21 protein-coding genes are annotated in these 24207 nt (G+C 70.1%); 12 read left to right on the top strand and 9 right to left on the bottom strand.

The features are described from left to right. Positions 1–52 precede the first annotated feature (52 nt). From ACLJWH_RS23720 to eccE, 3 genes are all read right to left on the bottom strand, one after another. Entirely contained in the window at positions 53–2881 is a 2829-nt protein-coding gene (locus tag ACLJWH_RS23720; protein ID WP_411143740.1) for an SCO5717 family growth-regulating ATPase, read from the bottom strand. Between the two features lie 418 nt (positions 2882–3299). Continuing rightward, positions 3300–4148, bottom strand: coding sequence for a hypothetical protein (locus ACLJWH_RS23725; protein WP_411143741.1), 849 nt, complete (start codon positions 4146–4148; stop codon positions 3300–3302). Then, positions 4148–5371, bottom strand: a complete 1224-nt coding sequence (eccE, locus tag ACLJWH_RS23730; protein WP_411143742.1) for a type VII secretion protein EccE — start codon at positions 5369–5371, stop codon at positions 4148–4150. Before eccE ends, ACLJWH_RS23725 begins: the two co-directional genes overlap by 1 nt. Positions 5372–5712: 341 nt before the next feature. Between eccE and ACLJWH_RS23735 the strand changes: the two genes are divergently transcribed. From ACLJWH_RS23735 to mycP (ACLJWH_RS23765), 7 genes are all read left to right on the top strand, one after another. After that, the gene (locus ACLJWH_RS23735; protein ID WP_411143743.1) at positions 5713–7368 is read left to right on the top strand and encodes a type VII secretion protein EccB; all 1656 of its coding nucleotides are present in this window, start codon (positions 5713–5715) and stop codon (positions 7366–7368) included. Between the two features lie 499 nt (positions 7369–7867). After that, complete coding sequence (locus ACLJWH_RS23740; RefSeq protein WP_411143744.1) at positions 7868–8191, top strand: WXG100 family type VII secretion target; 324 nt, start codon at positions 7868–7870, stop codon at positions 8189–8191. 124 nt (positions 8192–8315) lie between these two features. Next, a complete protein-coding gene (locus tag ACLJWH_RS23745) occupies positions 8316–8606 on the top strand; it encodes a WXG100 family type VII secretion target (RefSeq protein ID WP_411143745.1) in 291 nt (96 codons plus the stop codon). Between the two features lie 275 nt (positions 8607–8881). After that, a complete protein-coding gene (gene mycP, locus ACLJWH_RS23750) occupies positions 8882–10141 on the top strand; it encodes a type VII secretion-associated serine protease mycosin (protein WP_411143746.1) in 1260 nt (419 codons plus the stop codon). 2 nt (positions 10142–10143) lie between these two features. Then, positions 10144–10473, top strand: coding sequence for a hypothetical protein (locus ACLJWH_RS23755; RefSeq protein WP_387813132.1), 330 nt, complete (start codon positions 10144–10146; stop codon positions 10471–10473). A 68-nt stretch (positions 10474–10541) separates the two neighbouring features. Then, positions 10542–12098 carry a hypothetical protein gene (locus tag ACLJWH_RS23760; protein ID WP_411143747.1) on the top strand — a complete coding sequence of 519 codons (1557 nt, stop codon included), beginning with the start codon at positions 10542–10544 and terminating at the stop codon, positions 12096–12098. Between the two features lie 89 nt (positions 12099–12187). After that, on the top strand, positions 12188–13546 hold the full coding sequence (gene mycP / locus ACLJWH_RS23765; RefSeq protein WP_411143748.1) for a type VII secretion-associated serine protease mycosin: 1359 nt from the start codon (positions 12188–12190) through the stop codon (positions 13544–13546). Between the two features lie 137 nt (positions 13547–13683). On the opposite strand, the gene ACLJWH_RS23770 is transcribed toward mycP (ACLJWH_RS23765), so the two are convergent. The 3 genes from ACLJWH_RS23770 to ACLJWH_RS23780 all read right to left on the bottom strand — a co-directional run bounded on the left by ACLJWH_RS23770 (position 13684) and on the right by ACLJWH_RS23780 (position 15581). After that, a complete protein-coding gene (locus tag ACLJWH_RS23770) occupies positions 13684–14313 on the bottom strand; it encodes a hypothetical protein (protein WP_411143749.1) in 630 nt (209 codons plus the stop codon). A gap of 69 nt (positions 14314–14382) precedes the next feature. Then, complete coding sequence (locus ACLJWH_RS23775) at positions 14383–14985, bottom strand: hypothetical protein (RefSeq protein WP_411143750.1); 603 nt, start codon at positions 14983–14985, stop codon at positions 14383–14385. Further along, positions 14982–15581, bottom strand: coding sequence for a hypothetical protein (locus ACLJWH_RS23780; RefSeq protein WP_411143751.1), 600 nt, complete (start codon positions 15579–15581; stop codon positions 14982–14984). The genes ACLJWH_RS23775 and ACLJWH_RS23780 overlap by 4 nt, the downstream gene beginning before the upstream one ends. A 447-nt stretch (positions 15582–16028) precedes the next feature. Here ACLJWH_RS23780 and ACLJWH_RS23785 point away from each other — a divergent pair, with 447 nt between their 5' ends. The 3 genes from ACLJWH_RS23785 (at position 16029) to ACLJWH_RS23795 (ending at position 18130) form a co-directional block, all read left to right on the top strand. Beyond that, positions 16029–16325 (top strand): hypothetical protein, encoded by a 297-nt coding sequence (locus ACLJWH_RS23785; RefSeq protein WP_411143752.1) that lies wholly within the window; start codon positions 16029–16031, stop codon positions 16323–16325. A gap of 205 nt (positions 16326–16530) precedes the next feature. Continuing rightward, complete coding sequence (locus ACLJWH_RS23790) at positions 16531–17544, top strand: PE-PGRS family protein (protein WP_411143753.1); 1014 nt, start codon at positions 16531–16533, stop codon at positions 17542–17544. A 268-nt stretch (positions 17545–17812) separates the two neighbouring features. Continuing rightward, positions 17813–18130, top strand: coding sequence for a hypothetical protein (locus ACLJWH_RS23795; protein WP_381683354.1), 318 nt, complete (start codon positions 17813–17815; stop codon positions 18128–18130). 261 nt (positions 18131–18391) lie between these two features. Here ACLJWH_RS23795 and ACLJWH_RS23800 read toward each other — a convergent pair whose 3' ends face one another. The 3 genes from ACLJWH_RS23800 to ACLJWH_RS23810 form a co-directional block, all read right to left on the bottom strand. Beyond that, a complete protein-coding gene (locus tag ACLJWH_RS23800; protein ID WP_411143754.1) occupies positions 18392–19804 on the bottom strand; it encodes an SUKH-4 family immunity protein in 1413 nt (470 codons plus the stop codon). Continuing rightward, positions 19801–21999 carry an ATP-binding protein gene (locus ACLJWH_RS23805; protein WP_411143755.1) on the bottom strand — a complete coding sequence of 733 codons (2199 nt, stop codon included), beginning with the start codon at positions 21997–21999 and terminating at the stop codon, positions 19801–19803. The genes ACLJWH_RS23800 and ACLJWH_RS23805 overlap by 4 nt, the downstream gene beginning before the upstream one ends. Before the next feature lie 464 nt (positions 22000–22463). After that, complete coding sequence (locus ACLJWH_RS23810) at positions 22464–22874, bottom strand: hypothetical protein (protein ID WP_411143756.1); 411 nt, start codon at positions 22872–22874, stop codon at positions 22464–22466. 245 nt (positions 22875–23119) lie between these two features. On the opposite strand from ACLJWH_RS23810, the gene ACLJWH_RS23815 reads away from it, so the two are divergent. Both ACLJWH_RS23815 and ACLJWH_RS23820 read left to right on the top strand, forming a co-directional pair. Continuing rightward, on the top strand, positions 23120–23428 hold the full coding sequence (locus ACLJWH_RS23815; protein ID WP_411143757.1) for a hypothetical protein: 309 nt from the start codon (positions 23120–23122) through the stop codon (positions 23426–23428). Continuing rightward, positions 23425–24192 (top strand): WXG100 family type VII secretion target, encoded by a 768-nt coding sequence (locus ACLJWH_RS23820; RefSeq protein ID WP_411143758.1) that lies wholly within the window; start codon positions 23425–23427, stop codon positions 24190–24192. Before ACLJWH_RS23815 ends, ACLJWH_RS23820 begins: the two co-directional genes overlap by 4 nt. Positions 24193–24207 lie beyond the last annotated feature (15 nt).

Genomic DNA, 24207 nt, shown 5'->3' on the forward strand with positions numbered 1-24207 from the left:
GGCACCGATGTGCCGGACCCCGCCCCCTTGTGCTGTCCCCGCCGCGCCGTCCTCACTGAGGTGGCGGCTGCTGCCAGCCCGGCTGGAACCCGGGCTGCTCGGGGTGGACCGGCCCCTCCGGGCCGGGCTGCTGCCAGTGGGCCGGCGGCTGGGCGGGCGGCGGGGCGGTCCAGCCGCCCTGCTGCGGCGGGTAGCCGGCCGGCGGCTGACCCTGCTGCGGCGGCGGGCCCTGGTGGCCCTGCTGCGGGTACTGCTGCTGCGCGTACGGGTCACCGGCCATCGGCGGCGCCATCTGCTGCGGGGCGTTGGGGTCCGACCAGCCGCCCGGCGCCTGCTGCACCCGCGTGAAGTCCTCGGCCACCAGGGCCGAGAGCTGGAAATACGCCTCGCGGGTCTTGGGCCGCATCATGTCGAGGTCGACCTCGGCACCGGCGGCGAGATGCTCGTCGAAGGGGACGACGACCACACCGCGGCAGCGCGTCTCGAAGTGCGACACGATGTCGTCGATCTTGATCATCTTGCCGGTCTCGCGGACCCCGGAGATGACCGTGATACCGCGCTGTACCAGGTCGGCGTAGCCGTGCGCGGAGAGCCAGTCCAGGGTGGTGCTGGCGCTGCTCGCACCGTCCACGGACGGGGTGGAGATGATGATCAGCTGGTCGGCGAGGTCGAGGACGCCGCGCATCGCGCTGTAGAGGAGTCCGGTGCCCGAGTCGGTGAGGATGATCGGGTACTGCTTGCCGAGGACGTCGATCGCCCGCCGGTAGTCCTCGTCGTTGAAGGTCGTGGACACCGCGGGGTCCACGTCGTTGGCGAGGATCTCCAGGCCGGAGGGGGCCTGGGAGGTGAACCGGCGGATGTCCATGTAGCTGTGCAGATGCGGGATCGCGTGCACCAGGTCACGGATCGTCGCACCGGTCTCGCGGCGCACCCGGCGGCCGAGGGTGCCGGCGTCCGGGTTCGCGTCGATCGCCAGGATCTTGTCCTGCCGCTCGGATGCGAGCGTCGAGCCCAGCGCCGTGGTCGTCGTGGTCTTGCCGACGCCGCCCTTGAGGCTGATCACCGCGATCCGGTAGCAGGAGAGCACCGGAGTCCGGATGAGTTCCAGCTTGCGCTGGCGCTCCATCTCCTCCTTCTTCGCCCCGAGCTTGAACCGCGACGGCTGGGCGTTGGCACCCGGCTTCTTCTTCTTGGGCTGATTGCGCAGCAGCCGGTCGGAGGTCAGCTCGACGGCGGCGCTGTAGCCGAGCGGCGCGCCGGGAGCGGCCCGCTGCTGCGGCTGCTGCTGGCCCGGCTGCGAGTACGACACGTAGTTCGCCGCCGCGTTCGGGCCGCCGAACTGCTGCCCGGGGAGCGGCTGGTGCGCGGCCTGCGGAAACTGCTGGGCTTGCTGGGCCTGTTCCGCTGCGTGTGCCTGCTGGGCCTGGGCCGCTTGTTGAGCCTGCTGGGCCTGCTGGGCCTGTTGAGCCTGTTGAGCCTGCTGGGCCTGGTAGGCCGCCTGCTGCTGGTCGTAACCGGGGTACTGGCCCTGGAGCGGGTGAGGCTGCTGGGGCTGCTGACCCTGCGGAGGCTGCTGCGGGTACCCCTGGGCGCCGGTCTGCGGATAGCCGTAACCGGACTGCTGCGCGGGCGGGCCGGGGTCGTACGGCGGCTGCTGCGACGGCCCCTGCTGGGGGTAGCCGTACGCGGGCTGCGGATAGCCGTATCCCGGCTGCTGCTGCGGGTAGCCGCTCTGCTGCGGCGGTACCTGCGGGGGCAGGCCCTGCGGATACCCGGCCTGCGGGTGCTGCGGCGCCTGTGGAGGGGCGAACGGCGCCTGCGGCGGCAGGCCCTGCGGCTGTCCGTACTGCTGCGCGGGCGGTCCGCCCTGGACCGGGACCTGACCCGGGATCTGACCCTGGGCCAGTCGCGGGTCCGCCGGCTGGAACTCCGGCGGCAGCGGCGGCAGCGGGCCCGCTGCGGGCACACCCTGCGCGGGGACGCCTTGCGGTGCCGCACCCTGCGGGTCCGCGGCGGCGGCCCAGGGGGCTCCCCGCTGCGGAACGCCGTGGGGCGGCGCACCCTCTTGGGGAACGCCCTCCTGAGGAGAGCCGTCCTGAGGAACGCCCTGCGGTGGCGCGCTCTGCTGCGGAATGCCCTGCTGCGGAAAGCCCTGCGGTGGCGCGTCCTGGGCGGGCGGTGCGTCCTGCGGCGGCTGCGGCCGGTCCTGTGCGGGCGGCTCGGCCCCCTCGGCGGCCGGCGCGGTGGGCTCGGGCGCCGAGGGTGTGGGGGCGGGCGCGGCGGCGGCCGGAGTCCAGCCCTCCGCGGGGGAATCGGCGGCGGCCGTCGGCTGCGGCGCGGGTGCGGCAGGGGCCGTGGTGTCCGGCTCGGCGGTCGTCGCCGTCTCCGGCTCGTCGTCATCCCAGAGAGCAGCCGACGGGTCGACGCCACTGCCTGTGCGCACATTGCCGGACCCGGGGGCGGGCCGGGGCCCGGACTCGGCCCCGGCGGGCGTGCCGGCGTCCGCGGTCACCGGTGCGCCCGGCGCATCGCCGGTGGCGCCGGCGGGCCGCAGCGTGGGGAACCCGGGCGGCGGGGTCACCGCGGCGGGCGTGGCCGGACCGGGCGTGCCCGGCGGGACGCCCTGTACCGGCAACGGCAGGCCCGTCGGCGGCGGGGGAGTGGTCCCACCCGGCGGTGTGCCCCCGGGCGGGGTGGCGGGTGAAGACGCAGGAGGAGGCGTGGGGGAGGCCGGGGCACCCGCCCCGCCTCCGCTGGTGTCGTTGCTCGCGTACCAGGCCGGAGCGGCAAAATCGATCTTGAACTCACCGGTCAGGTCGAACTCGGACTGGTCGTCGTCAGGATCGTTCCCGTCCGGACGGAAAGCCTCCTGCTCTTTCACTGTGCCTCCTGGTGTACGGCAACGCACCTGAACGGCAGGACCGGATACAGGCGGATCGATCGGATGTGGCGGAAGTCGGAACACACCACCCGGGGTTGCGCCAACACTAACTTTCTCCGTCCCCGTATCGGCTGCCGTCCGATGTGCTCCGGTGGCTGTCCGTACAGCCTAATCAAGAGTCGGCCCGGAGCGGCAGTCGCTGTCATGTTGTCATCAAGCCCCGCCGGTACGCCTACGGGCGCATCCGAGGATGCGCCCGTAGGCCGCGTCAGCAGGCCGTCCCCGTGCGTCCCGCCCGTACCTGTCCCGTACCGGTACCCGTGCCCGTACGGCATGGCGGTGTGTCAGGCCCGTACGTCCGTGTGCGCGGCCCGGCCCCGACGAGGTCAGCCCGGATCGGTGTCGGCCCCGGCCGGTGTCAGTCCATCCGGCGCGGGCCGCCGAGCAGGCCGGTCTCCGCGTCGGTGGGCTGGGTCATGACGAACTGATGGCCGTCCCGCGAGCACCAGAGCATGGCGTTGTCGCTGAGCGTCGGCAGCACCCCGCCGACCTGTTCCGGCAGCCGCATGACGCGCGTCACCACTTCGGCCTCCTCCGGTGAGAGCCGCTGGAGACCGACCAGATCGGCGCGGCCGAGCATCTGCGGCGACCGCGGGCCGAGGAACGGCAGCACGGTCAGCACCGACTGCCAGGGGCTCGGGGCGAGCTGATTGCGCGGCGGCCGTGCGCCCATGTCCCGGACGACCAGCACCGGGCTGGAGACCGAAGGGCCCTGCGGCGCTATCTGCCGCACCTCGTGGACCGACACACACTGCTGCCCGCCGCCCGCGGCCTGCGCCATCTGCGCCCAGGCCGGCGGCCGCGCGGTCTCCACCGCGACCCGGGCGCCGGTGGCGACGGTGCGCAGCGCCAGCACCTGCGCCATCCACACGCTCCCGACCAGCACGATCTCCAGCGGTGTGGAGCGCAGCAGGCTCAGCACCGCGGGCTGGTTCTGCGGGTCGATACCGATGATCACGCCGTCGTCGCCGACCGGCAGGGTCAGCGCACCGAGCGACTCGGGCGTCAGGACGTGCGGGCTGCGCCGGGGGCCACGCAGGCCGAAACCGGGCTTCGGGCGCGGCCCGGCCGGGGCCGACTGCTGCTCGTCCGCCCGCGGCTGGTGCGACAGCCGCCGGCCGCCGCCGGTGCCCTGGCCCCCGATGGGGGGATTGCGCCAGCCGTCGCTGCCGGCGTTCACGCGGGGCTGATAGGTGGGAGAGGCCATCAGCGGGTACCTCCGAGGGGAAGCGTGGCCAGGAGGCCGGGCAGCTGCTCGCGGTCGAGCCGGACGAGCCCGATCTTCGACGAACCGGACCGGCGCTCCAACTCGGCCCGGACAGCGGTGAGTTCGTCCCCGCTGCGGGCGGACAGCCGGACGTAGCCCGAGATGGCCGGCGCGCGGCCGCCGCCGTGCGAGGCGGTCAGCGCGAAGGTGCTGGCCATCGCCGCCGTGCTGGTCAGTAGCTGGGTGACGGCGGCCAGCGGAGCGCCGCCCGCGCCGAGTTGGGGCCACCGGCCGATCCAGTAGGTGGTGTGCCAGCGGTCGTCGCAGCGCCAGGCGCGGGTCGTCTCCTGGGTGCGGCGGGCCGCCCGTCCGTCCCGTCCCATCGCGCCGTTCGCGGCCCGCGGGCTGACGCACACCGCCGTGCCGATCGCGGCCACGACCTCCCGCTCGGCGAGCACCCGCGCGCGCAGGCCGTGGGCGGTGAGCCGGCTGACGAGCTGGTCGGCGGCGCGCAGCAGCGAACGCTTGGCGCCGTCCAGCCCGCCGCCCCGCGCCTCGATCGCCTCCGCGCACAGTTCCGGGTCGAGCTTGAGCGCGATCCAGGTCAGCTGCACGGCCGGAGTCTGCGACTGGGCCTGGAGCGGTGCGTACGAGCGGGCCGCGACGGCCTGCTCGGGCAGGTGGGGGGCGGGCGCGGGCTGCGTGTACTGGACGTACTGCACGGATTCGAGGTGGATGTCCTCGACGTCGAGCGCGGTGTGCAGCACATCGAGCGGCAGCATGTGGCTGCCGCGCTGCGGGCGCAGCGGTTCGTCGCGGGCGTCCACCTGCACGAGGGCGGTCAGGAACGTGCCGTCGCCGACGAAGCCGACGGCGCGCTGCTCGGCGTCCAGGTACTCGTAGGTCCGCAGCGCCGCATCGCACTCCACCACCGGGGCGAACGCGGGGTCGACGCCCTGGGTGGCGGCGGCCGAACCGCCTTCCTTGCCACGGCGCTTCATGGCGCGCACGGTCGTGATCCACTCGGGCAGCGGGACCTTCCGGCGGCGGCCCAGCGCGAAGACGATCAGGACGGCCGCCAGCACCGCGGTCACGCTCAGCGCCACCGGGTGGTGGATCGACAGGCCCACCAGTACCAGGGCCGCGGCGAGTTCGACGATGGCCAGCTGCTGTACGCGGACGCCGCCGATATTTCCGGCCTGCGGGCGCAGCCGCGGTGCCACCGGGCCGGACGCCCGGTCCGCCGGGCCCCGGTCGCCATTTCCTCTATTGCCCGGAGCTGTACCGATTTGGTCAGCATTTCCCGCGTATTGCGGTGCGGCGGAAGCCTGTTGCTCCTGTTGCCGCCCATTGCGGCGTCGAGCCCTGGTGGCGCTGGACATCCCCCGGCCTGCTCCTCTACTGGTATGTCGTCTGGGCGTATCGACCGCCGCTGAGACTGGTGCGTTGGAAGGTGGCACCCGTACCGTACGGGTCGATCGGTACACGGCATAGTAGAGGGCGCTACGGCCTACGCGCCGGGTGCGGTCGACGGTGGATCCGACAGCGGGGAGAGAAAGCAACAATGGCATCACGTCGGGACGAGCTGAATGCATATTCGTTCGCGCGGAAGCGAACGAATGCCGCATTCCTGAAGCCGCTGCCGAACGGCTCGATCGAGAGCGCGCCGAAGCCGCTGAAGGCGGTGCTGCCCAGCGTCCTGACGGGAGTCCTGATCCTCGTCGGATTCGGTGCCTGTGGCATTCTCAAGCCGGTCGCCCCGAAAGGGTGGGACACGGTAGGGCAGAACGTCATCGTCGGGGATGAATCCACCACTCGTTATGTCGTGCTGAATAGCACGGACGTGGACGGCAAAAAGCAGAAACTGCTCCATCCCATCCTGAACCTCGCCTCGGCCAAACTCCTTCTCGACCCGAAGAAGTTCCAGGTCGTCAAGGTCAAGGAAGCCGAGCTGGACGGAAAGATCCCGCACGGCCCGGCCATCGGCATTCCGTACGCCCCCGACCGCCTGCCCAGCGCGAAGGAGGCCGACACCCCCAAGGTCTGGGCGGTGTGCGTACGCCCCGGCAGCGGCACCAGCAGCAGGGCCCAGCAGGCCGTCTTCGTCCTGGGCGGCAAGGACAAGCAACTGGTCGAGGGCGCCGGCAAGCTCGACCTGCACCAGGCGCTCTACGTCCGGGACCCCAAGGGTGTGCGGTACCTCGTCGACCAGAACGGTGTGGCCTTCACGTTCGACTCCACCCTGGGCAACACCCTGACGCCGAAGGGCGGCAAGGAGAAGGTCGACAGCGACCTGCGCCGGGTGATCTTCGGCGAGACCGAGCCGCAGGACGTCTCCGCGGACTGGATGAGCACACTCATCAAGAGCCCGATCCCGATCTTCATGCCGACGGTGCCCGGCGCGGGGCAGCAGAGCACCGGCAAGGGCGTCCCGGAGAAGTACAACAAGGTCGGCACCGTGGTCCAGGACAGCGGTTCGCAGCAGAAGTACGTCGTGGTCCAGGACGGCGTGGTGAAGGTGTCGAACTTCGTCGCCAAGCTGCTGCTCAAGGGAGAGAACGCGCAGGAGCTGAACAAGAACGGCGACAGCATGGAAGCGGTCCGGCTGTCCACCAGCAGCATCAGCCCCAAGCCCGACGCCCGGGGCCAGGCCGAGCAGTTCCTGGGCAAGGTCCCGTACCCGGGATACGAGGACGTGGACATGCCGTGGCCGACCGAGGCCGTCGACATGGCGAACAACTTCAAGCAGGGCTCGCAGACCGGCGGGCTGACCACCCCCACCAGCAACGGCGTGACCTGTAGCGTCTACCGGGGCACCAGCACCAAGTACCCGGGCGCGGCGGGCAAGGCCCTCGGCTTCCCCGACGGCGTGCCGGACATGCAGACCTGGGTGGGCAAGGACTACCCGGCCAAGATCGCCTCCGGTGCCACCTCGTACGTCACACCGGGCAGCGGTCTGCTGTACCAGCAGGTGGCGACCGGCGCCCAGAAGACCGGCAGCCTTTTCCTCGTCACCGATACCGGACTGCGGTATTCCGTGCCGCGGAACAACGACAGCTCGAACAAGGCCGGAAAAGCCGATCAGGACCAGGACCAGTCGCAGCTGCACCTCGGTTACGAGGGCGCGCATCCGCCGGCGATCCTGAAGGCGTGGTCCGATCTGCTCTCCGAGGGCCCGGCGCTGGATGTCGCGAGCGCCAAGAAGCCGCAGAGTTCCTGACCGGCCGCGGAGTTCCCGACGGAGCGGATCGCACCCGAGACCTGAATTCGGGCAACCGGTGCGGCCCGTTCCGCATTGAGTACCCCGGCACCGGCCGCTCCGCGATTGATCTCGTGGGGAGTTAGGGGCGTACGGGGGGCGTTCCCAGGGCGTTCCCCGGGCGCGTTCATCGAATCCCGTTGAATCCCGGTGAATCCCTGAGTACGCTTCCCCGATCCTTTCCGGATCTTTTCCGGATCTTTCCCGGGCCCGGCCCCTGACCGTTAGCATCGCATCTGTCCGATTCCGCGGAACGGTACGGGTGATGCCGCCGAACAGCGTTCCGAAGGGCGCCAGTTGGCGATGTTGTGATCCCGTCACAAGAGTCCTCCCCCCTGTTGGGGGCGGAGGTATGGAGTGGTTAAAGTAGCCAAAGGCGTCAACAGGAGACGCCAGCCGCGCAGCCGCCTCAGTCGGCGTGACGCGGTACGACGTACGAGTCTCATGGGGGACGTTGACTATGGCTGGTCAGCAGTTCACAACCACCGAGGAGGAGATGGTTGCGTTCAGCGGCCGCATCTCCACGGTCAATCAGTCGATCCAGGGTGAGATCCAGCGCCTGAACACGGTCGTCGACACCATCACCTCCGGGTGGAAGGGCGCCGCGGCCTCCTCGTACCACCAGCTCCAGTCGCAGGTGAACGAGGACGCGAACCGTCTCAACCAGCTTCTGGGCGAGATCAAGGAAGCGATCGACGCGACCACGAAGAACTACTCCGCCTCCGAAGAGGAGCAGGCGCAGTCGATCTCGCACGTCTCCGCACAGGCTTCCCCGTTCGGATGACGAGGCCGCGCCGCTCCCCGCGGCGCACCGGCCCAGCCGCCGCAGCACGGGCCCGCCGGCCAGTCCCGCCGGCCCGCTGCGGCATGTGAATCGACCAGGCCACATCAACTCCTGAGGAGACCCTATGTCCGGCCAGATCCTCGTCAACTTCGCGACGATCTCGCAGGCCGCATCCGACGTGCGCGGTACGGCCAACAACATCCGCACCCAGCTCGACGACCTCGAGTCGGGTGTCAAGAAGATCGTCGCCAGCTGGGAAGGCGCGGCGCAGGAGGGCTACCAGGCCCGCCAGCGCGAGTGGGACCAGCGTGCCGCCTCCCTGCACTCGACTCTGGAGGCCATCGCCAAGGCCCTGGACACCGCGGCGCAGAACTACCAGAGCACCGAGCACAAGAACGCCGGTATCTGGTCCTGACCGCACGTCAGCGCCGGTACGGACGGCACAACGGCTGAGCAGCCCCGACGGCTCGCACAGTGGTCAATGAGGGCGAGCGCGCTGCACCGGTGCGCTCGCCCTTCTGCCGTCCGGCACCGGCCGGCCACGCCCGCACGTCCTTCCCGGCACCTCCCGTCACCACTGCTTCCGCACCCCCTCCCCACCGCCTTCTCCTGCCTCTCTCACCGCACGTTCACTCACGCCCTGCACGCCCCCTCACGTCCCTTCCGCCACACATGGAGAGCTGACAACCCGTGGGATCTCGCGCCATTGGTCACCGAGCCGGGCACCGTCGACGAGCGGCGGGCGCACTGGTCGCGGCGGCCTGCGCCGTCGGCCTGTCCTGCGCCACCGCCGCGCCGGCGGTGGCGGACGAGAACGTGCCGCTCAACAGCGGTGAGTGCAAGTTCGGCAGCGACGACATCAAAGAGACCCCCTGGTCGCTCCAGCGCCTCCTGACCAATCAGATGTGGGCCGACACCCAGGGCCAGGGCGTCCGGGTCGCCGTCATCGACACCGGTGTCGACGCGGGCAACCAGCAGCTCAAGAGCGCGATCGGGCCCGGCGGCCAGACCTACGTCAAGGGCAAGCCGACCGAGGACAAGGTCGGCCACGGCACCAAGGTCGCGGGCATCATCGCCGCGCGGCCCAGGCCGTCCTCCGGTTTCGTCGGCATCGCGCCCAAGGCGACGGTTATTCCCTTCCAGCAGACGAGCGACGAGAAGGCCGGTACCGCCGACAGCCTGGCCACCGCCATCAACGACGCGGTGAAGGCGAAGGTCGACATCATCAACATCTCGCAGGGCACGGCCGCCAGCGAGGACCGGCTGCCCACCCTCAAAGCGGCGGTGGCCAATGCCGAGCAGGCCAAGATCCTGATCGTCGCCTCGGCCGGCAACGGCGGGGCGAGCGGCGAGGAGAAGAACATGTATCCCGCCGCGTTCAAGGAGTACAGCAACGTCCTGGCGGTGGCCGCCTCGGACCGCAACAACGAACGCGCGGCCTTCTCCCAGCCCGGACCGTTCGTCGACCTCGCCGCACCGGGCGTCGACATGGTCTCCACCGTGCCGGGCGGCGGCAACTGCGTCGACCAGGGCACCAGCTTCGCCGCCCCCTACGCCGCGGGCGCGGCGGCCCTCCTCATCGCCAAGCACCGGTCCGACGCCTGGACGCCGGAACAGGTCATCTGGCACCTGGAGCAGACCGCCGAGCGGGTGCGCAAGAACCGGGACGACAACATCGGCTGGGGCGTCGTCGACCCGGTCGCAGCCCTGAACGACGACACCAGGCCCACCGCCGCGCCCACTCCGGACAAGGGCACCAACGCGGCCGCCGGCGCGAACATCGAACCGGCCGCCCTCACCATCGGCGAATCCGCGGAGGACCGACGCTCCCGCATCGCCATCTACATTGTCGGTGGCGGCCTGCTGGCCGTCGCGGCGGTCGTCGGCTCCGCCGTCGCGCTACGCGACTGGCGACGCAAGAACGGTTTCCATACACACGGGGAGGCTTAACCATGGGTGAGCAATATCGGGTAGATCTGAGCGCGTTGGAAGACACCATCAGGAAACTCAACGGAGTTCTGAAGGATCTCGGCAACGCCAATGCGGACACCCGGTACAAGACCTCACTGTCACGGAGCGCCCTCGGAGCTGACGCACCCGGTGCCTCGTTCCTCGAGGCGCGGAAGCTGACTGAGGCCCACACGCAGATGAAGACGCACATCGAGGAGATCGTCCAGCACCTCCACGACGTGATGAACGAATTCGGTAACAAGACGCAGAAAGTGCACGGCAACTACCAGAACCAGGAAGCCGAGACCGCCGCGAACATGTCCGGTACCTGACGTGGCGTCGGTTCTGGCCGAAGTGGTTCTGGAAGCAGCATGAAGAGCAGTAGAGGGGGAACTGAATCATGAGTGAGGAACTCGAGTACGAGTACATGCCGGCGACGATGTGCTACGCCGCCAAGCATGAAACGAACTTCGCCGAAATGGACATGGACACCATGAAGGCGATGGTCAAGGCGTCCAATCCCGGCGAGGTGCACAATGTTTCGCGGGGCTGGAAAGACGTGCATACCCAGCTCGTCGGTGGGAGCGGCGGCGGCATCAAGGGCACCTTTGACGCTGCCGTGAACGAGGTCCTCCAGCACTGGCAGGGTCCGGCGGCCGAAAAGTTCAGGGCACAGGCTCAGAAGATCAGCAAGAAGATCTCGGACGGGGCCCTGTACGCCGACTACACCTCGACCGCGATGAGCAATGCCGCGAAGGTGCTCGAGCAGCTCAAGCCCGACATCGAGTCGATGGAGAAGCCGAGCGCCGCCAACAAGGCCATCAACTGGCTCGAGGACGGCGGCAGGCGTGATGACTCAGGTCTGAAGAATGACCTCAAAAACCCCAGCATGAGCACAGCCGATGCCTTGGACAGGAACAGCGGCAGTCTGTCCGCGGGCAAAGAGCAGCAGCTGCGCATGGCCGTCAAGATGGAGCAGCTGGGCGCGGCTTATGTTTCGCAGGCGAAGTCTATGGGGTCGTGGAAGTCCAACGGCAAGGTCGATGACAACGGCTCCGACTATCCGGGTCCTCCTGCGGGTGACCCACCGTCCGCTATCCCGATGCCCTTGCCGACCGGCTCGTCGCGACCGAAGCAGGTGGGAAAGCCCTCGATCGCAGGACTGGGCAAGGGGCCTGGGTTCTCCTCCGGCGGGATCAAGTCGCCTGGAGATCCGGGTATTAGCGGCGGGATCGGCTCTCCGCAGCCAGGGAGGGGGGCCTTGACTCCCCACGTAGGCACGGGGCTTGACAGCTTCAATCCACCTGGCACCGGTAGCGGCGGAGGAGGCATCGGCGGAGGCGGTATCGGCAGTGGCCTGACCGGTGTTGGCGGCAGTGGTGGCGTTGGTGGCGGCAGCATCGGTAGTGGCGGCGTTGGCGGTGGCGGCGGCTCCGGTGTTCTCGGTACCGGTCCCGGATCGGGCGTCGGGATTGGGGTCGGCGGGCTTCCGGGCAAGGGCGGCAGAGCACCCGGTGCGGGTGGCCCTGGTGTGGGCAAATCCGGTACAGGCGCTGGTGCGGGTGGTGGTGCGGGTGGCGCCGGTGCCCGCGGTGGCGGCCGTGCGGGCATGCCCGGGATGGGGGGCGCTGCGGGTGCCGGGAAGGGCGCGGGTGCCAAGGGCGCAGGCGCCGGGCGCGGTGCAGCCCTGGCCCGTCAGAAGGGCGGTGTCATCGGTTCCGGTGGCGGCAAGGCGAGTGGCGCCGGTCAGGGCGGATCGGGCCTGCACCGCAGCCGCGGCGGAGCACAGGCCGGGGCTACGGCAGGCGGTCGTCGTCCTGCCGGTATGGGAGCTCCAGGCGCACACGGTGCCAAGAACAAGGAAAAGGCACAGAACGGTGAGCGTCCCGACTACCTTGTGGAGGACGAGGAGACCTGGGCGTCGGAGCGTAACGTTGCGCCGAAAGTCATCGAGTAGGACTCTGTCGTCAGCAATTCGGTCGTAACGAGGCGGGGCCCGCTGCTCTTTGGGCGGTGGGCCCCGTCCTGTTGGGAGAGGTGTACAGCATGAGCTTCACGCGGACGCTGCGTGCAGTCGGCGGCGCGGTTGTGGCGGGAGCGCTGCTCTTCGGCACCGCGCCGGTTGCTGCGGCGGATCAGATCAGGGATGCACAGTGGCCTTTGAAGCAATTCAAGGCTGAGGAAATCTGGAATATCTCCACCGGCAAGGGAGTGACTGTCGCCGTCATTGACGACGGCGTAAATTCCCAGCATCCGGATCTGAAGGGAAATGTACTCGCCGGAAAGGATTTTATCGACGGAGGGGGGACGGAGCCGAAAGATGGGGACACCCACGGAACTCAGATGGCTGCGAACATCGCAGGTCACGGACATGGGCCGGGGGGATCGGAGGGTGTCAAGGGGCTAGCACCGGATGCCAAGATCTTGCCTGTACGTGATCTGAGGTCGAGGGCAGACGGTTTCGCCTCCTCCATCCGGTACGCGGTCGATAAGGGTGCCTCCGTCATCAATATCTCGCAGACAGGTACGCCTTCCGATGGGGAGACCGGGGCAATTGCCTACGCTCTGAAGCACGACGTCCTGATCGTGGCGGGCGTAGGAAACAAAGGCTTGGGGCCTGATTCCATCCAATATCCTGCACGCTACCCCGGCGTTTTGGCAGTTGGCGGAGTTCGAAGCTCTGGAGAAATTTGGTTCGACGCTCCGGGGCACGGCTCCAATTACGGTCCGCAGGTATTGCTGACCGCACCTGCGGTCGATATCGTTTCAGCCGGAAGTAGCGGAAAGTCCCTTTATCGGAAGAGCACCGGAACATCGGAGGCCACTGCCTATGTGTCAGGCGCCGCCGCACTGCTCCGGGCGAAGTTCCCGGAGCTTTCGGCCGGGCAGATCGTCAACCGGCTGACCAAGACTGCTGGGTTGCCGGAGTCCGCGAAGGGGACGTCTCTCCCGGATCAGAAGTACGGCTACGGATTCATTCAGCCCCTCGCGGCGCTCACGCGTGATATCCCCGCGGGCTCGAAGGACGGGCCGATGTGGATGCCGAAGGCAGACTCTTCGCAGGGCGCAGAGAATCCGGCTGCCTCGCAGGGGAGCGACGGCAAGGGAAGCGACTCGCAGCCGGTGAAGGAGGTGCCCATGAGCCCCCTCTTCATCGCCTTGATCGCGGTGGCCGGCCTCGTGGTGATCGGCATCATCGTCGCGATCGTCCTGGTTGTGCGCCGTAAGGGCCGGCGGAACGGTCCCCCTCCGGGCGGGCCTGGCGGGCCCGGTGGATATGGCGGATACGGTGGTGGCCCCGGTGGGCCGGGGTTCGCGCCTCAGCAGCCCAATCCGTATCAACAGCAGCCCAGCGCTCCGAATGCGTACCCGCCGGCTCCTCCCATGCAGCCGCCTGGGCAGTAGTGGAAGGCCCGCAGGGGCTCCTTGATTTGGGGAACGCCGCCTCTGGCGGTGAGATGAGCCAAGAAGATGGGCCCACAGCCGTCAGGCTGTGGGCCCATCTTGCTTGTCTTGCTTGAACCGAAAGCGCGAAGGCGGGGTCAGGGAAAAATCCAGCCGAAGGCGCAGATCGCGCCGCCGATTGCGCCGATGGTGAGGAGGGCGAAGGCGAGGGTGTGGGACTGCTCGCCTTCGGATGGTGGGTTCGGTTCAGTGGCCGACTTTGCTGCGAAGCGTGCGCTGAGGGCGATGAAGAGCAGGCCCAGACCGCAGGCGAGCAGGCCGCCGAAGAAGGCGGTGAGGCCGCGGGAGAGGGTTACCCAGGTGTGGGCCGTGTAGAAGGAGTGGCGAATCTGCCGGACTTCGACCTGGTCGCCTCGTTGGTACACGTGGTAGGGGGTTTCGACGTGGGCATTGAGGTCTTTGACGGCGCCGTTGTCGGAGTGGAAGGTCCCGTAGCACTGGACGGTTTTGGTGCGGGCGGGGGTGGACCGGGCGGAGGTGGCGGAGGGGCGACGGCCGATGCCGCACTCCTCGACGGTGATCTTCCCGGTGTCGCCGGCCCACCAGACCGAATACGGACCGAAGTAGAGGCCGGCCACGCCGAGTAGGAGTCCGGCGACGAGCAGGCCCAGTCCGATGAGCCGCCCCTGTTTGCGGATCGCGTCCCGCTTCACCGTATTCGCGGAATTCTCGGCCGAGTCCGGTGCCGTGTGATCCGGCGATGTCATGACGATGGGTCCTTTCCGGCGGTGTGCGCGGCCGGTGGCGGTATCAGCCCGGCCGTGGGAACTACCTGACTACTGGAGGCAGAAGCAGATGACTGCGCCGATGACACCGAATCCCGCGAAGGAGAGGAATACGGGGCGCAGGACGGCTCCGGAAGGCATCAGCTCCCAGCAGTCGCTGAACCGTGGGCCCCAGCGGCCGCCGAATCCGGTGAGAAGGCAGAACGCTCCTGCGGTGAGCGTGATGAGCGTGACGAAGGCACCGGTGACCGCGCTCCAGGCCGCTTCTCCTCCGGTGCGCGTATAGGACGTTCCGTCCCGTTGGACCGCTACCTCGTCGCCCGCTTCTCGTCTCGACTGCGAAAGGAACTCTGCCGAAGGGTCCGGGCTTGCGGCGCTGTCGGCCGGGCGGAAGGTGCCGCTACAGGTGAAGCCCCGTATCTGGGTGGACCGGCCCGAATTCCCGGTGTGGAGGTTCTCCGTGCACCGTGCGACGGTGAGAGTTCCGTGAGTGCCCTTGTGCCCTGTGGCGAGGAGCGCTTGGTCGATGAAATAGATGCCGAGGCTCAGGGAGAGCGCGATCAGTACGAGCCCGAAATAGCGGCCCGGCAGGCGTCGGGGCGTGTCGCGGTCGCGGGGCCGGGCGAATGCCGTCAGTACGGTTCGCCACGTCATGAGGCGAACTTGTACACGATGAGCGACACCGCGGTTCCCGCAATGCCGATGCCGCCGGCCACGGCCAGGAGGGGCCGGGTCACCCGTCCCGCGGGAAGTGCCGCCCATGCGGGCCGGAAGCGTGGCCCCCGTCGGCCGCCGAATCCGGTGAGGAGACAGAATGCCCCGGCCGCCACCGCGAGCAGACTGCCGAACGCTGCCATGAAGACGGTTGATTTGTTCTGATCCTCGGCGAGTTCGAAGGAGTGACTCGACTTCACGACGTCGAGTTCTGTGCCGGGCTCCACTTCTCGCCCCGTCTCGACCGTTACGTCGGCGAGAGGGGGCTTGGACGCTGCGTCGAACCGGAAGGTGCCGGTGCAGCTGACATGCCGCACCACATGCTGCTGATGGCGTGAGCGCGAGCGCTCCAGGGTGGTGCGGCACTCGTTCACCGTCAGGGCCCCGTTGTCGTGCTGGTAGTTCCCTTTGTCGAGCACGGAGCGGAGAGTGAGGCCGCCTATCAGCAACCCGGCGAGCAGGAGGCCGGCCCCGATCACTCGCCCCGCCGAGAGCAGCATCCGACGACTCGGTGGGGTGGTGTCATTCTCGTCCAACTGCGCCACGGTGGCGGTTCCCTTCCCGGCTGGGGCTCCTGGAGAGCGGTATATGGCATTCCGTGGAATTCGGTGCGTTCGTGCCGTACGCACCGCATGATGCCGGTGTGTACGGAAGGCAGATGTGCGTTATACGTCCGCCAGCTCCTCACTCCGTAGGGCTCCGACTCTCGGCTTTCCCCTGCCATGTGTCAATCGGCGGCAGATGGCCTGACCCGGTCGTTACCGTGGACCAACCGCGGTTGCGAGGCCCGGCGTTGGCGTGACACGATCAGGGGCACTTAAGATCGCGCCAGAATCGTGACATTGGTCATTGGATGCTCGGCCCGGATGCAGATCCCGGCGGGCCTGTCGGATATGGGTGAAGCGTAAGTCATTCATGCCGATGGTGTGTGTGACGGACAGGGGGAAGTGATGGACGGTAAGGCATTTGACGTCGATCCAGCGGTGTTGAAGCAACAAGGGGCGGAGTTCGTCGGTATCGGCACCGAATTCGGTACCGCCTCCAAGAAGTTGCAGGACACGCTGAACGGCCTCGGCAAGCCGTGGACCGGCGCCGACTTCGCTGACGCTTTCGAGACGGTCTACGAACCCGTCCGGGACGGCATGTTCACTTCCATGGACTCGCTCGGTAAACGGCTTGAGGGTATGGGCGACAACCTCCAGGAAATGGGTAAGGGTTACGAGGCGTCCGACCTGGACAACGTTCAGGTGATCAGCTACGTCACCCCGCCGGTCGTGTAGCGCGGTCAATAGTTTGTGGGCGAGGTCCCGTGCCGGGTGCGGGAACGGCCGAATGGTCGACCGGCTGGATGGTCGAACGATCGAATGACCGGCTGCCCTTGGTGAAGAATTCCTTGGTGATCTGCATCAAGTTGCCGATAACTCTCTTTCGCCAGTCTCTTTCGCTCTCTTTCAAGCTCTTCAACTCTCTTTCACGGTACGGGGGATGACCGCTGTGGCACTGACGCTTCCCAGCGAGGTCGTATGGGTTCTTGATCTCCTCGGGTACACCTGGCCCGAGGCGGATGAAGAGAAGCTCATCGAGTGCGGACAGGCGTGGCTGGAGTTCGCCTCGCAGGTCGGGCAGACGGAAAATCGGGGCAGTTCGGCCGCGCAGGCGGTCGTGTCGGCCAACTCGGGTCAGGCCGTTGAGGCATTCACGGACAGTTGGCGTGACTTTTCCGGTGGGCCCGGCGCGTATCTGGCCGAGGCGCAGATCGCCGCGGAAGTGATCGGTGTGGCCTTCGAGGTGGCCGCGGCGGAAGTCCTCGCGGCCAAGATCGAGGTCATCGTCCAACTCGTCATCCTCGCCACGGAGATCATCGCCGCACAGGCCGCCGCGCCGTTCACGCTCGGGCTCTCGGAAGCGGGCGCGCTCGGTGCGACCCAGGCGACCCGCCTGATCGTCCGGCGGCTGTTCGACGAGATGAAGCGGAAGGTCATCCAGGCCGTTACCAAGGCGATGGAGGAGGCCGCGACCAAGGGCATCAAGAAGATCACCTCGGACTTCATGAAGCACCAGGTCAAGGACTTCGCAAAGGACTACGCGAAGAAGACGGCCAAGGAAGTCATCGTGGACCCGGCCAAGGAAAAGGCCAAGGACATCGCCAAGGGCGCCGGCCAGAACGTCATCCAGCAGGGCGTGGAGACGGAATTCGGGGTCCGTAAGGGAATCGACCTCGGGGAGACCGCCGAGGGGGCCAAGGAAGAGTTCGGCAAGCAGTTCGGCACCTATGAGGACGGTCAGCTCAAGCCCGGCGAATACTTCACGGGCAGCAAGAACGACCAAGGCGAAAGGGAAGGCGGCGTGGCCAGCCTCGCCGACCCCGCCATGCACCGGGACCGTCTCGTGGACCAGGCGAAGGAGGCGGGCAAGGACGCCGTCTCGAAGCACGCGAAAAAGGGTGTGCAGCATGTCAGGGGAGGCGACGGCGAGGACGTCCGCTCCGTTTTCGGCTGACCGCTGACCGCTGACCGCTGACCGCTGACCGCTGACCGCTGACCGCTGACCGCTGACCGCTGACCGGATCGACTGGCCCTGCCGGCATCGCGCCGTGCCCCCGCCGTGCACAGGCCGGCGGGCGACGTCCCGGCCGGTGACGTCCCGTGCTCCCCTGCCCGTCCGGGGGAGTTGAGGGGCCAGCAACTGCACGTGTTCCGGGGCGAGTTGGGGCTGCTTTCGGCAGCGGGGCTCGTCGTCGGTGGCCTGTCCCGTAGCATTCCCGCCCATGGACGCACCCGGTGATGAACAGTCCCTTTCCGAGAGTGGTGTGGAGGAGGCGGCGCCCCCGGGGGTGACGCCTCGGCAGGCCCGGCGGATACGGATCGTCCTGGCCTCGGTACTGATGGCCGCGATGGCACTGGTGCTCGTGGTACGCCTGGCGAGTCGTACGTCGGTGCTGGTGGTCGGGGTCTACGGGGCCGCGCTGGTGCTCTGCGGCATCGTGATCGAACTCAGCCGGAACGGGCGTACCCGGCTGGGAACGTGGCTGCTGGGCATCGGCCTGGCGGCAGCGCTGGCCGCGGACTGGCTGCTGTTGCCCTGAGGGACCGGAGCCATCCGTGGGGAAGCGGCACGACATCCGGTGGGAACAACCCGCGTCCCAGATGGCGACATCCGGTGGGAGCAACCCGCGTCCCAGATGGACGACATCCGGTGGGAACAACCGCGCCCCACATGAGCGACATCCGGTGGGAACAATGGGAACGAACCGTGCCCACCCGCGCGAGGAGCGGTCGGAACAACCGGCGCCCACCCGGGCCGAGGGCCGGTCGCAACAACCGGCGCCCACCCGGGCGAAGACCGCTCAGAACAACCCGTGCCACATCTGGTCGAGAACCAGCGACCACCAGTTGCCGTCGTCGTCCAGCGCCCAGGGGTCGATCGCCGCGAGCCGCTCCTGGAAGGCGGCGACCGCCGCACCCGCCGCGTACGGATCCATGCCCCGCAGCTGGTGCCGGGTGACGACCAGCAGGGCGAGTGAGCGCACATACGCGGCGAGCGTGCGGTTGACGAACCGGCCGCCGCCGGACGACGGACGCACCGCCCAGACGGTGCCGAGCAGGCTCTGGTGCTGTTCCGGCGCCGTGCACCGCACCGCGATCGCGCAGGCCCCGTCCGTACCGAGCCGTACGTAACCGGCGAGGGCCTCCAGCGTCGCTTCCCGGGCCTCGGTGCCAGCCTCCCGCAGGTGGGTGGCCGCATCGGTGAACAGCCCCCCGGCCGGCGGATCGTCGGCGCGGTCCGCCGTGAAGAAGTACGGCACCAGAGCGGGCAGCCCGGCCGCGAGCAAGGTCTCCCGCGTGGCCCCGGGCAACGGCGTCGCGGCGAGGGCGTCGGCGTCCGGTCGCACCACACCCCGCGGCCCGAAGACCTCCACGAGGTGTTCGCCGAGCGCCGTGTCGCTCATCGGTTCCGCGGCCGTGACGTGCCGGGGCACCGGCACCCGGTGCGGCCGCGGCGGTGCCGGCCGGCCCGCCAGCTGATACGTCAGCGCGATGTGCCGCAGCAGCCCCGCGACGCCCGCGGCGCGCTCCTCGGGCCGCGGGCCGTAGCCCTCGGTGCAGGTGAACGCGGCGTTCGGGAAGGCCCGTACGACGAAGTCGGCCGGGTAGCCGCCGGGCAGCGGCGCGGGCCGCAGATCGGTGTGCACCGCCGATACGTCCTCGCCGCGTACGCCCAGCTGCCGCAGCTCGTCGGCGAGCTGGTACTCGGCGGGCGGCAGGCCCGGGGCCGAGACACGGGCGAGGGTGATCACCTCACCGGTGGACGGGTCGCGGTAGGTGGCGACGGCCGTGTTGCCGGGGCCGGTGACCGGCGGCTCCGCGGGGGAGGCGGGTGCGGCCGCCGGAGCCGGGTCCGTCCCGGTGCCGCGCTCGCGCTGATACCTCCGCACGATGTCGTCGACCGGTGCGGACGGCCAGACGGTCAGCTCGCCCGACCTCCGGTCGACGATTCCGTACGCGGCAGCGGCCGCCGCGGGACCGGCCGCCGCGCCGCCGACTCCGTCCGCAGCCGCCGTGGCAGCGGCCTCCTGGGACGGGCGGGACTGTCCGCCCCGCGGGGCTCCCGGCAGGGCTCCCGGCGAGGACGGCGGTACCGCCCACACCACCCAGCCGAGGTCGAACTCCCGCATGGCGACCTCGCGCGGCGGACCCTGCCGCCCCTCGGGGTCGAGCCAGCGGGCGGCGATGGCGTGGGCCTGCGCCTGGGTGATCACGAGGGGTCTCCTTCGAGGCCGTGGGAAGCGCCGGCATCCGGGACGCGGGCGGACTGCGCGGGCACGGTGGGGCCGGCTGCGGGTGTGGCCGGCGGTACGGCCGCGGTGATCTGCCGGGCGGTCACGCCGCGTTCCGTGGCGACGACGAGGACACCGTCCGGCGACAGGTCGGCGCCGATGAAAGGGGTGTCGGAGATCAGGGCGGCCACCACGTCCCCGCTCTCCCGGGACCACACCCGCAGATAGTCGGCACCCCGGCTGAGCCCGAACGGCCCCGCCGCCCGCGCCTCGTCCGAGGGGGTCAGCACCCGTGCCGGGTCGGCGTCGAGGTACTCCGGCCGCAGCAGATCGTGGACGAGCAGCGCCGGACCGCCGCTCCCGGCGTCACTGCCCGCCGGCCGGGGCACCGGACGCGAGCCGGGCGTGCCCTCCGGGACGAGAAGGGCGACCACCGGACGGGCGGCGGACGCACCGGCCGAACCCTCCGTCGCTCCCGAAGCTCCCGCGGCCCCCGTACCCGTACCGTCCCCGCCCTGCCCGGAGAGCGCCCCGACCGTCACCCCGGTGACCCCGGTGAGCGGCACGCTCCACAGCGTGCGCCACGGCAGGTCCAGACCGAGGCCGTGCAGCACCTCGGCGTACGGCGTCAGCCCGTCCTCCACGAACGCGGTCTCCAGCAGCGCCGCCCGCATACCGGCCGCCGCCCGGGTACGGGTGAGCAGGGGAGCGGTACGCAGATACGTACGGGCCGGGGCACCCAGCGCGTCGAACGGTACGGCCTCGACGGCGGCCCGCAGCGACACCGGATCGGCGTACGTGAACAGGCCCGGGTCGGTGAGGAGCTGGGGGAGCAGACCGGCGTCGAGGGTGTGCGCCGCGAGGTGGTCGCGGAGGTACGGATCGGCCCGGGACCAGTCCTGACCGGGCACGGCCGCCAGCAGCGCCATCGCGATCCTGGTCTGCGCGTCGCGGGCGTCCGGCAGACCGGCGCGGATCTCCTCGGCGAGCGCGGGGTGCGTCAGGCGCAGTACCGTGCGGCCCTCGTCCGCGGCCCCGTCGGGACCGTCCGCCGCCCCGGCGCCGGGACCGTCCGCCGCCTCGTCCGCCCCCGCCCCGTCCGTCCCGCGCGCCACCGCCGTCTCGACCGGCTGGACGAACGGGGCGGTGAGCAGCATGCCGGCGGCGAGGTCCCGGCTCATGTCCCGTCCGGCGACGGCGTCCGCCAGCGCGCCCCACAGCTGGACGGGCAGCCCCTCGCCCTCGGCGAACGCCAGCGGGGCCAGCATCAGCCGCAGGGTCCGCGGATCGGCCCCCAGCCGGCGGGCGTGCAGATCGAGCGCCTCACCGACGCTCCCCGGCAGCTGGGACGCGTCCGCCGGATCGAAGTTCGCCGGGTGCGCCAGCAGTGACCGGACGGCGAGCTGGACGGTCAGCCGGCTCCCTCCGGCGCGCCCGGCCATCGCCTCGGCGAGCGCCCGGCGGGCGGCCCGATCGGCGGTGCAGGGGGGCGCGGCGGCGCCGGCGGCCGGGGTGAGCGCGGTCTCGGCGTGCCGTACCAGTCCCTCGGGGTCGGCCCACTCGGGGTCGTCGAGGTCGATGAGCTGTGCCTGCCCGGCCGGCAGCGAACTGGCCAGCTCGGCGGCCAGTTCGCGGGGTACGTCGGCGAGCAGCTGGACGGTGCCGGTGGCGGCGAGCGGGACGAGTACGTCCCGTACCAGGCGGGCGGGTTCGTTCGCGGCCCGTACCGGACCGGCCGTGTCCACGTCGGGTACCACGATCGTCACGGGCTCCGCACGAGCGCCGAGTCCGGTGAAGATGTCGTCCGCGCCGACGGCCGGCAGGCCGAAGTGGTCGGCGAGGGTCCACAGCACCTGGGCCGCGGTGCGCCCGACGGGGCTGGGTACGGCGGGCGGCGGGAGGTCGGGTGGCACGGTGGCCGGATCCAGGTCGTCCAGCGGCAGCCGCTCGCGGTACTCGGGGTCGCACAGCATCAGGAAGCCGGTGACCAGCCGCGAACGCCCGCTCCCGGGGCTGCCGGTGAGCACGACGACGCGGGGCGCACCGGGCCACCGCATCCGCCAGGCCGCGAGCGCGCGGAGCACGGCGGTGCGGCCGCCGATGTACGGATGCGGTGCGTATCCGGCCGTGGCGGCCCGTCCCCGGCCCGAGGCGTTCACGGTGTCCCCGTCCCCCATGAATACCGCCCTCCCGCGTCGTGGATTCCTGTCTCTGCCCGGCAGATCCTATGATCCGGGACGCGCTCCCGGCGCCGCCGGGGTACGGCGGTTCCGGAACCGGAATCAGCGCCGGACCAGGCCGGAATCCGGACCAGGACCGGAACTCGGGGCGGTGACGGAAACCACGCGGACCGCACCCGGCCCGCTCACCGTCCGCGGACGTACGCGGAAAACGGGACCACCCCGTACGGAATAGGGGGCGGGGCGCGGAGAGAACGGAAGGATGGAAAGGACCGGAAACACGGGAAAGACCGGAAGGCCCGGAAGGAATGGACCGGGCGATATCCCGTGGCCGGCGCCCGATTACCCGGTCCGGCAATCCATTTCCTTCCGTACGGAGTAGGCGTACGTGCACGGATCGCGCATACGGGGCCGGTCCGCCGTACTCGTGGCACCGGACCGGCCCCGCGGGCGCGGTGTCGTCAGCCCCGGTGACCGGCGCCGCCCCGGCCGCCGCGCCGCGGCGTGCCGACGATGTCGCCGGTGGGACCGTCGCGCTCGGCGCGCTCCTTGTCCTCCTGCTCCTCCTGCTGCTTCTGCCAGGCGGCGAACTGCTCGCGCGACGCCTCCCGCTCCGCCTGCGTCTGGTTCTCCGCCGCGCGCCGGATCTCGTTCATCCGGTCGCCCAGCGCGTCCATGTAGCCCGGCGTCTGGATGGCGTCCCGCATACCGATCCGCCCGGCGAGCACCTCCTGGGCCATCTCCTGGAGCTTGCCCCCGACATGGGGGTTGTCCGCCAGAGTCTTGAGTGCCTTCCGCAGCCGGTGCGCCTGCTCCGGATCCTGGGCGACGTCCATCAGGTCCTCGTCCTGGATCTGCCGCTCACTGCTCATGTCTGCCCCCTTGAACGTGGTGGCACAGCAACCGCGTGTGCTGCACCGGCGTCCTGAGTCTAATGACGGGCACGTACCGCACGACCATGAGGACAAGGCGGGGTTGTCGGTATTGCCGCCCATTGATCCGGATGTATTCCGCACTCCGTTCTCCGGCCGTTCGGCGGGACTTCGGACCGCGGGCGGGTGTGCTAGACCTGTGGCGGTGTCCGGCAGTCCGCCGTCAGTGAATTGGGGGAGAGAAAGTGTCCGATGAGGTCCGGATCAGTACCGAGGCGCTGCATGAACTCGGTGCGACTTTCGAGATATACGCGGATGAGCTGGGGCGGCAGCTGACCGCATTCCGACGGAAAGCGGACGCGGAGGCGCTGCGCGACGGCTTCGGCAGCCAGGAGGCGGCCCGGCCGTTCCGTGAGCGGTACGAGGCGGCCGAGCGCGCCCTCGGCCATCTGCAAGAGCGGCTCGCCGAGGTCGGCGGCGGCATCCAGGAGACCGTCGCGAACACCCGGGCGGCCGAGGAAGAGCTGGCCGAGACGATGCGGAGGGTCCGGTGACGGAGCGGCGCAACCCGGAATCGCTGCACGAGGCGGCGGCCGGCTGGCGGGACATGGGCAAGCATCTCGACGGACTCGTCCGCGGTCTGGACCGGCACGTCGGCGACGCCACCTCGGCCAACTGGCACGGCCCGGCGGGCGAGGCGTTCGCCGCGGACTGGCACCGCCTGAAGCGGTCCGTCGAGGATTCCCTGCCCGCGTTCGAACTGGCCGCCGCGGAACTGGAGACGGCCGCCGCCGCACCCGCCGCCGGCAGCGGGGACGGGGCGGACCATGGCGCACCGCCCGTGGACGACTCCGCCCAGGGCACGCGGTCCTCGGGCACCGACGCCGCGTACGGCTTCATGGCCCTCGGCCAGCTCGCCTCCTCGCTGGGCGGCGCGTTCGGCAAGCGAGGCGGCGGGGGCGGCCAGGGCCAACGGCCGCCCGTACGCCAGGAATGGGCGGACTCGACGGCGCCGCAGGGGCCCGACCCGTTCGGACCGCCGGGGGCGGACGCCGCCAAGGGGGCGGGGCCGCGCGGCGGCGAGGGCATCGCCAAGGGTGTACGGACGGGCCCGCCCGGCACGGACCCGGCCGCCGGGCAGGATCAGGCGGCCGGGCAGCGGCGGACGGGCCCGCCGGAACAGCGCGCCCGGCCGGAGCGGACGGCCGCGGCCGACGGCGCGGCGAGCACCCCGCCCGATGCCGCCGGGCCCCGGGGCGGCTCCGCGGCGGCCGAGGGGTCCGGACCCGACGTCGGCCGGCACGGCGCCTTCGGCTGACCCTGGCCGCCGCGC

It is taken from the genome of Streptomyces sp. x-80, assembly GCF_046549095.1.
Classification (GTDB): Bacteria; Actinomycetota; Actinomycetes; order Streptomycetales; family Streptomycetaceae; genus Streptomyces; species Streptomyces celluloflavus.

Coding starts and splice junctions, on each gene's coding strand:
- ACLJWH_RS23725 (WP_411143741.1), bottom strand. CDS start 4,148: ATGGCCTCTCCCACCTATCAGCCCCGCGTGAACGCCGGCAGCGACGGC.
- ACLJWH_RS23755 (WP_387813132.1), top strand. CDS start 10,144: ATGGGTGAGCAATATCGGGTAGATCTGAGCGCGTTGGAAGACACCATC.
- ACLJWH_RS23745 (WP_411143745.1), top strand. CDS start 8,316: ATGTCCGGCCAGATCCTCGTCAACTTCGCGACGATCTCGCAGGCCGCA.
- ACLJWH_RS23775 (WP_411143750.1), bottom strand. CDS start 14,985: ATGACGTGGCGAACCGTACTGACGGCATTCGCCCGGCCCCGCGACCGC.
- ACLJWH_RS23805 (WP_411143755.1), bottom strand. CDS start 21,999: ATGGGGGACGGGGACACCGTGAACGCCTCGGGCCGGGGACGGGCCGCC.
- ACLJWH_RS23760 (WP_411143747.1), top strand. CDS start 10,542: ATGAGTGAGGAACTCGAGTACGAGTACATGCCGGCGACGATGTGCTAC.
- ACLJWH_RS23735 (WP_411143743.1), top strand. CDS start 5,713: ATGGCATCACGTCGGGACGAGCTGAATGCATATTCGTTCGCGCGGAAG.
- ACLJWH_RS23740 (WP_411143744.1), top strand. CDS start 7,868: ATGGCTGGTCAGCAGTTCACAACCACCGAGGAGGAGATGGTTGCGTTC.
- ACLJWH_RS23790 (WP_411143753.1), top strand. CDS start 16,531: ATGACCGCTGTGGCACTGACGCTTCCCAGCGAGGTCGTATGGGTTCTT.
- mycP (WP_411143748.1), top strand. CDS start 12,188: ATGAGCTTCACGCGGACGCTGCGTGCAGTCGGCGGCGCGGTTGTGGCG.
- ACLJWH_RS23770 (WP_411143749.1), bottom strand. CDS start 14,313: ATGACATCGCCGGATCACACGGCACCGGACTCGGCCGAGAATTCCGCG.
- ACLJWH_RS23795 (WP_381683354.1), top strand. CDS start 17,813: ATGGACGCACCCGGTGATGAACAGTCCCTTTCCGAGAGTGGTGTGGAG.
- ACLJWH_RS23810 (WP_411143756.1), bottom strand. CDS start 22,874: ATGAGCAGTGAGCGGCAGATCCAGGACGAGGACCTGATGGACGTCGCC.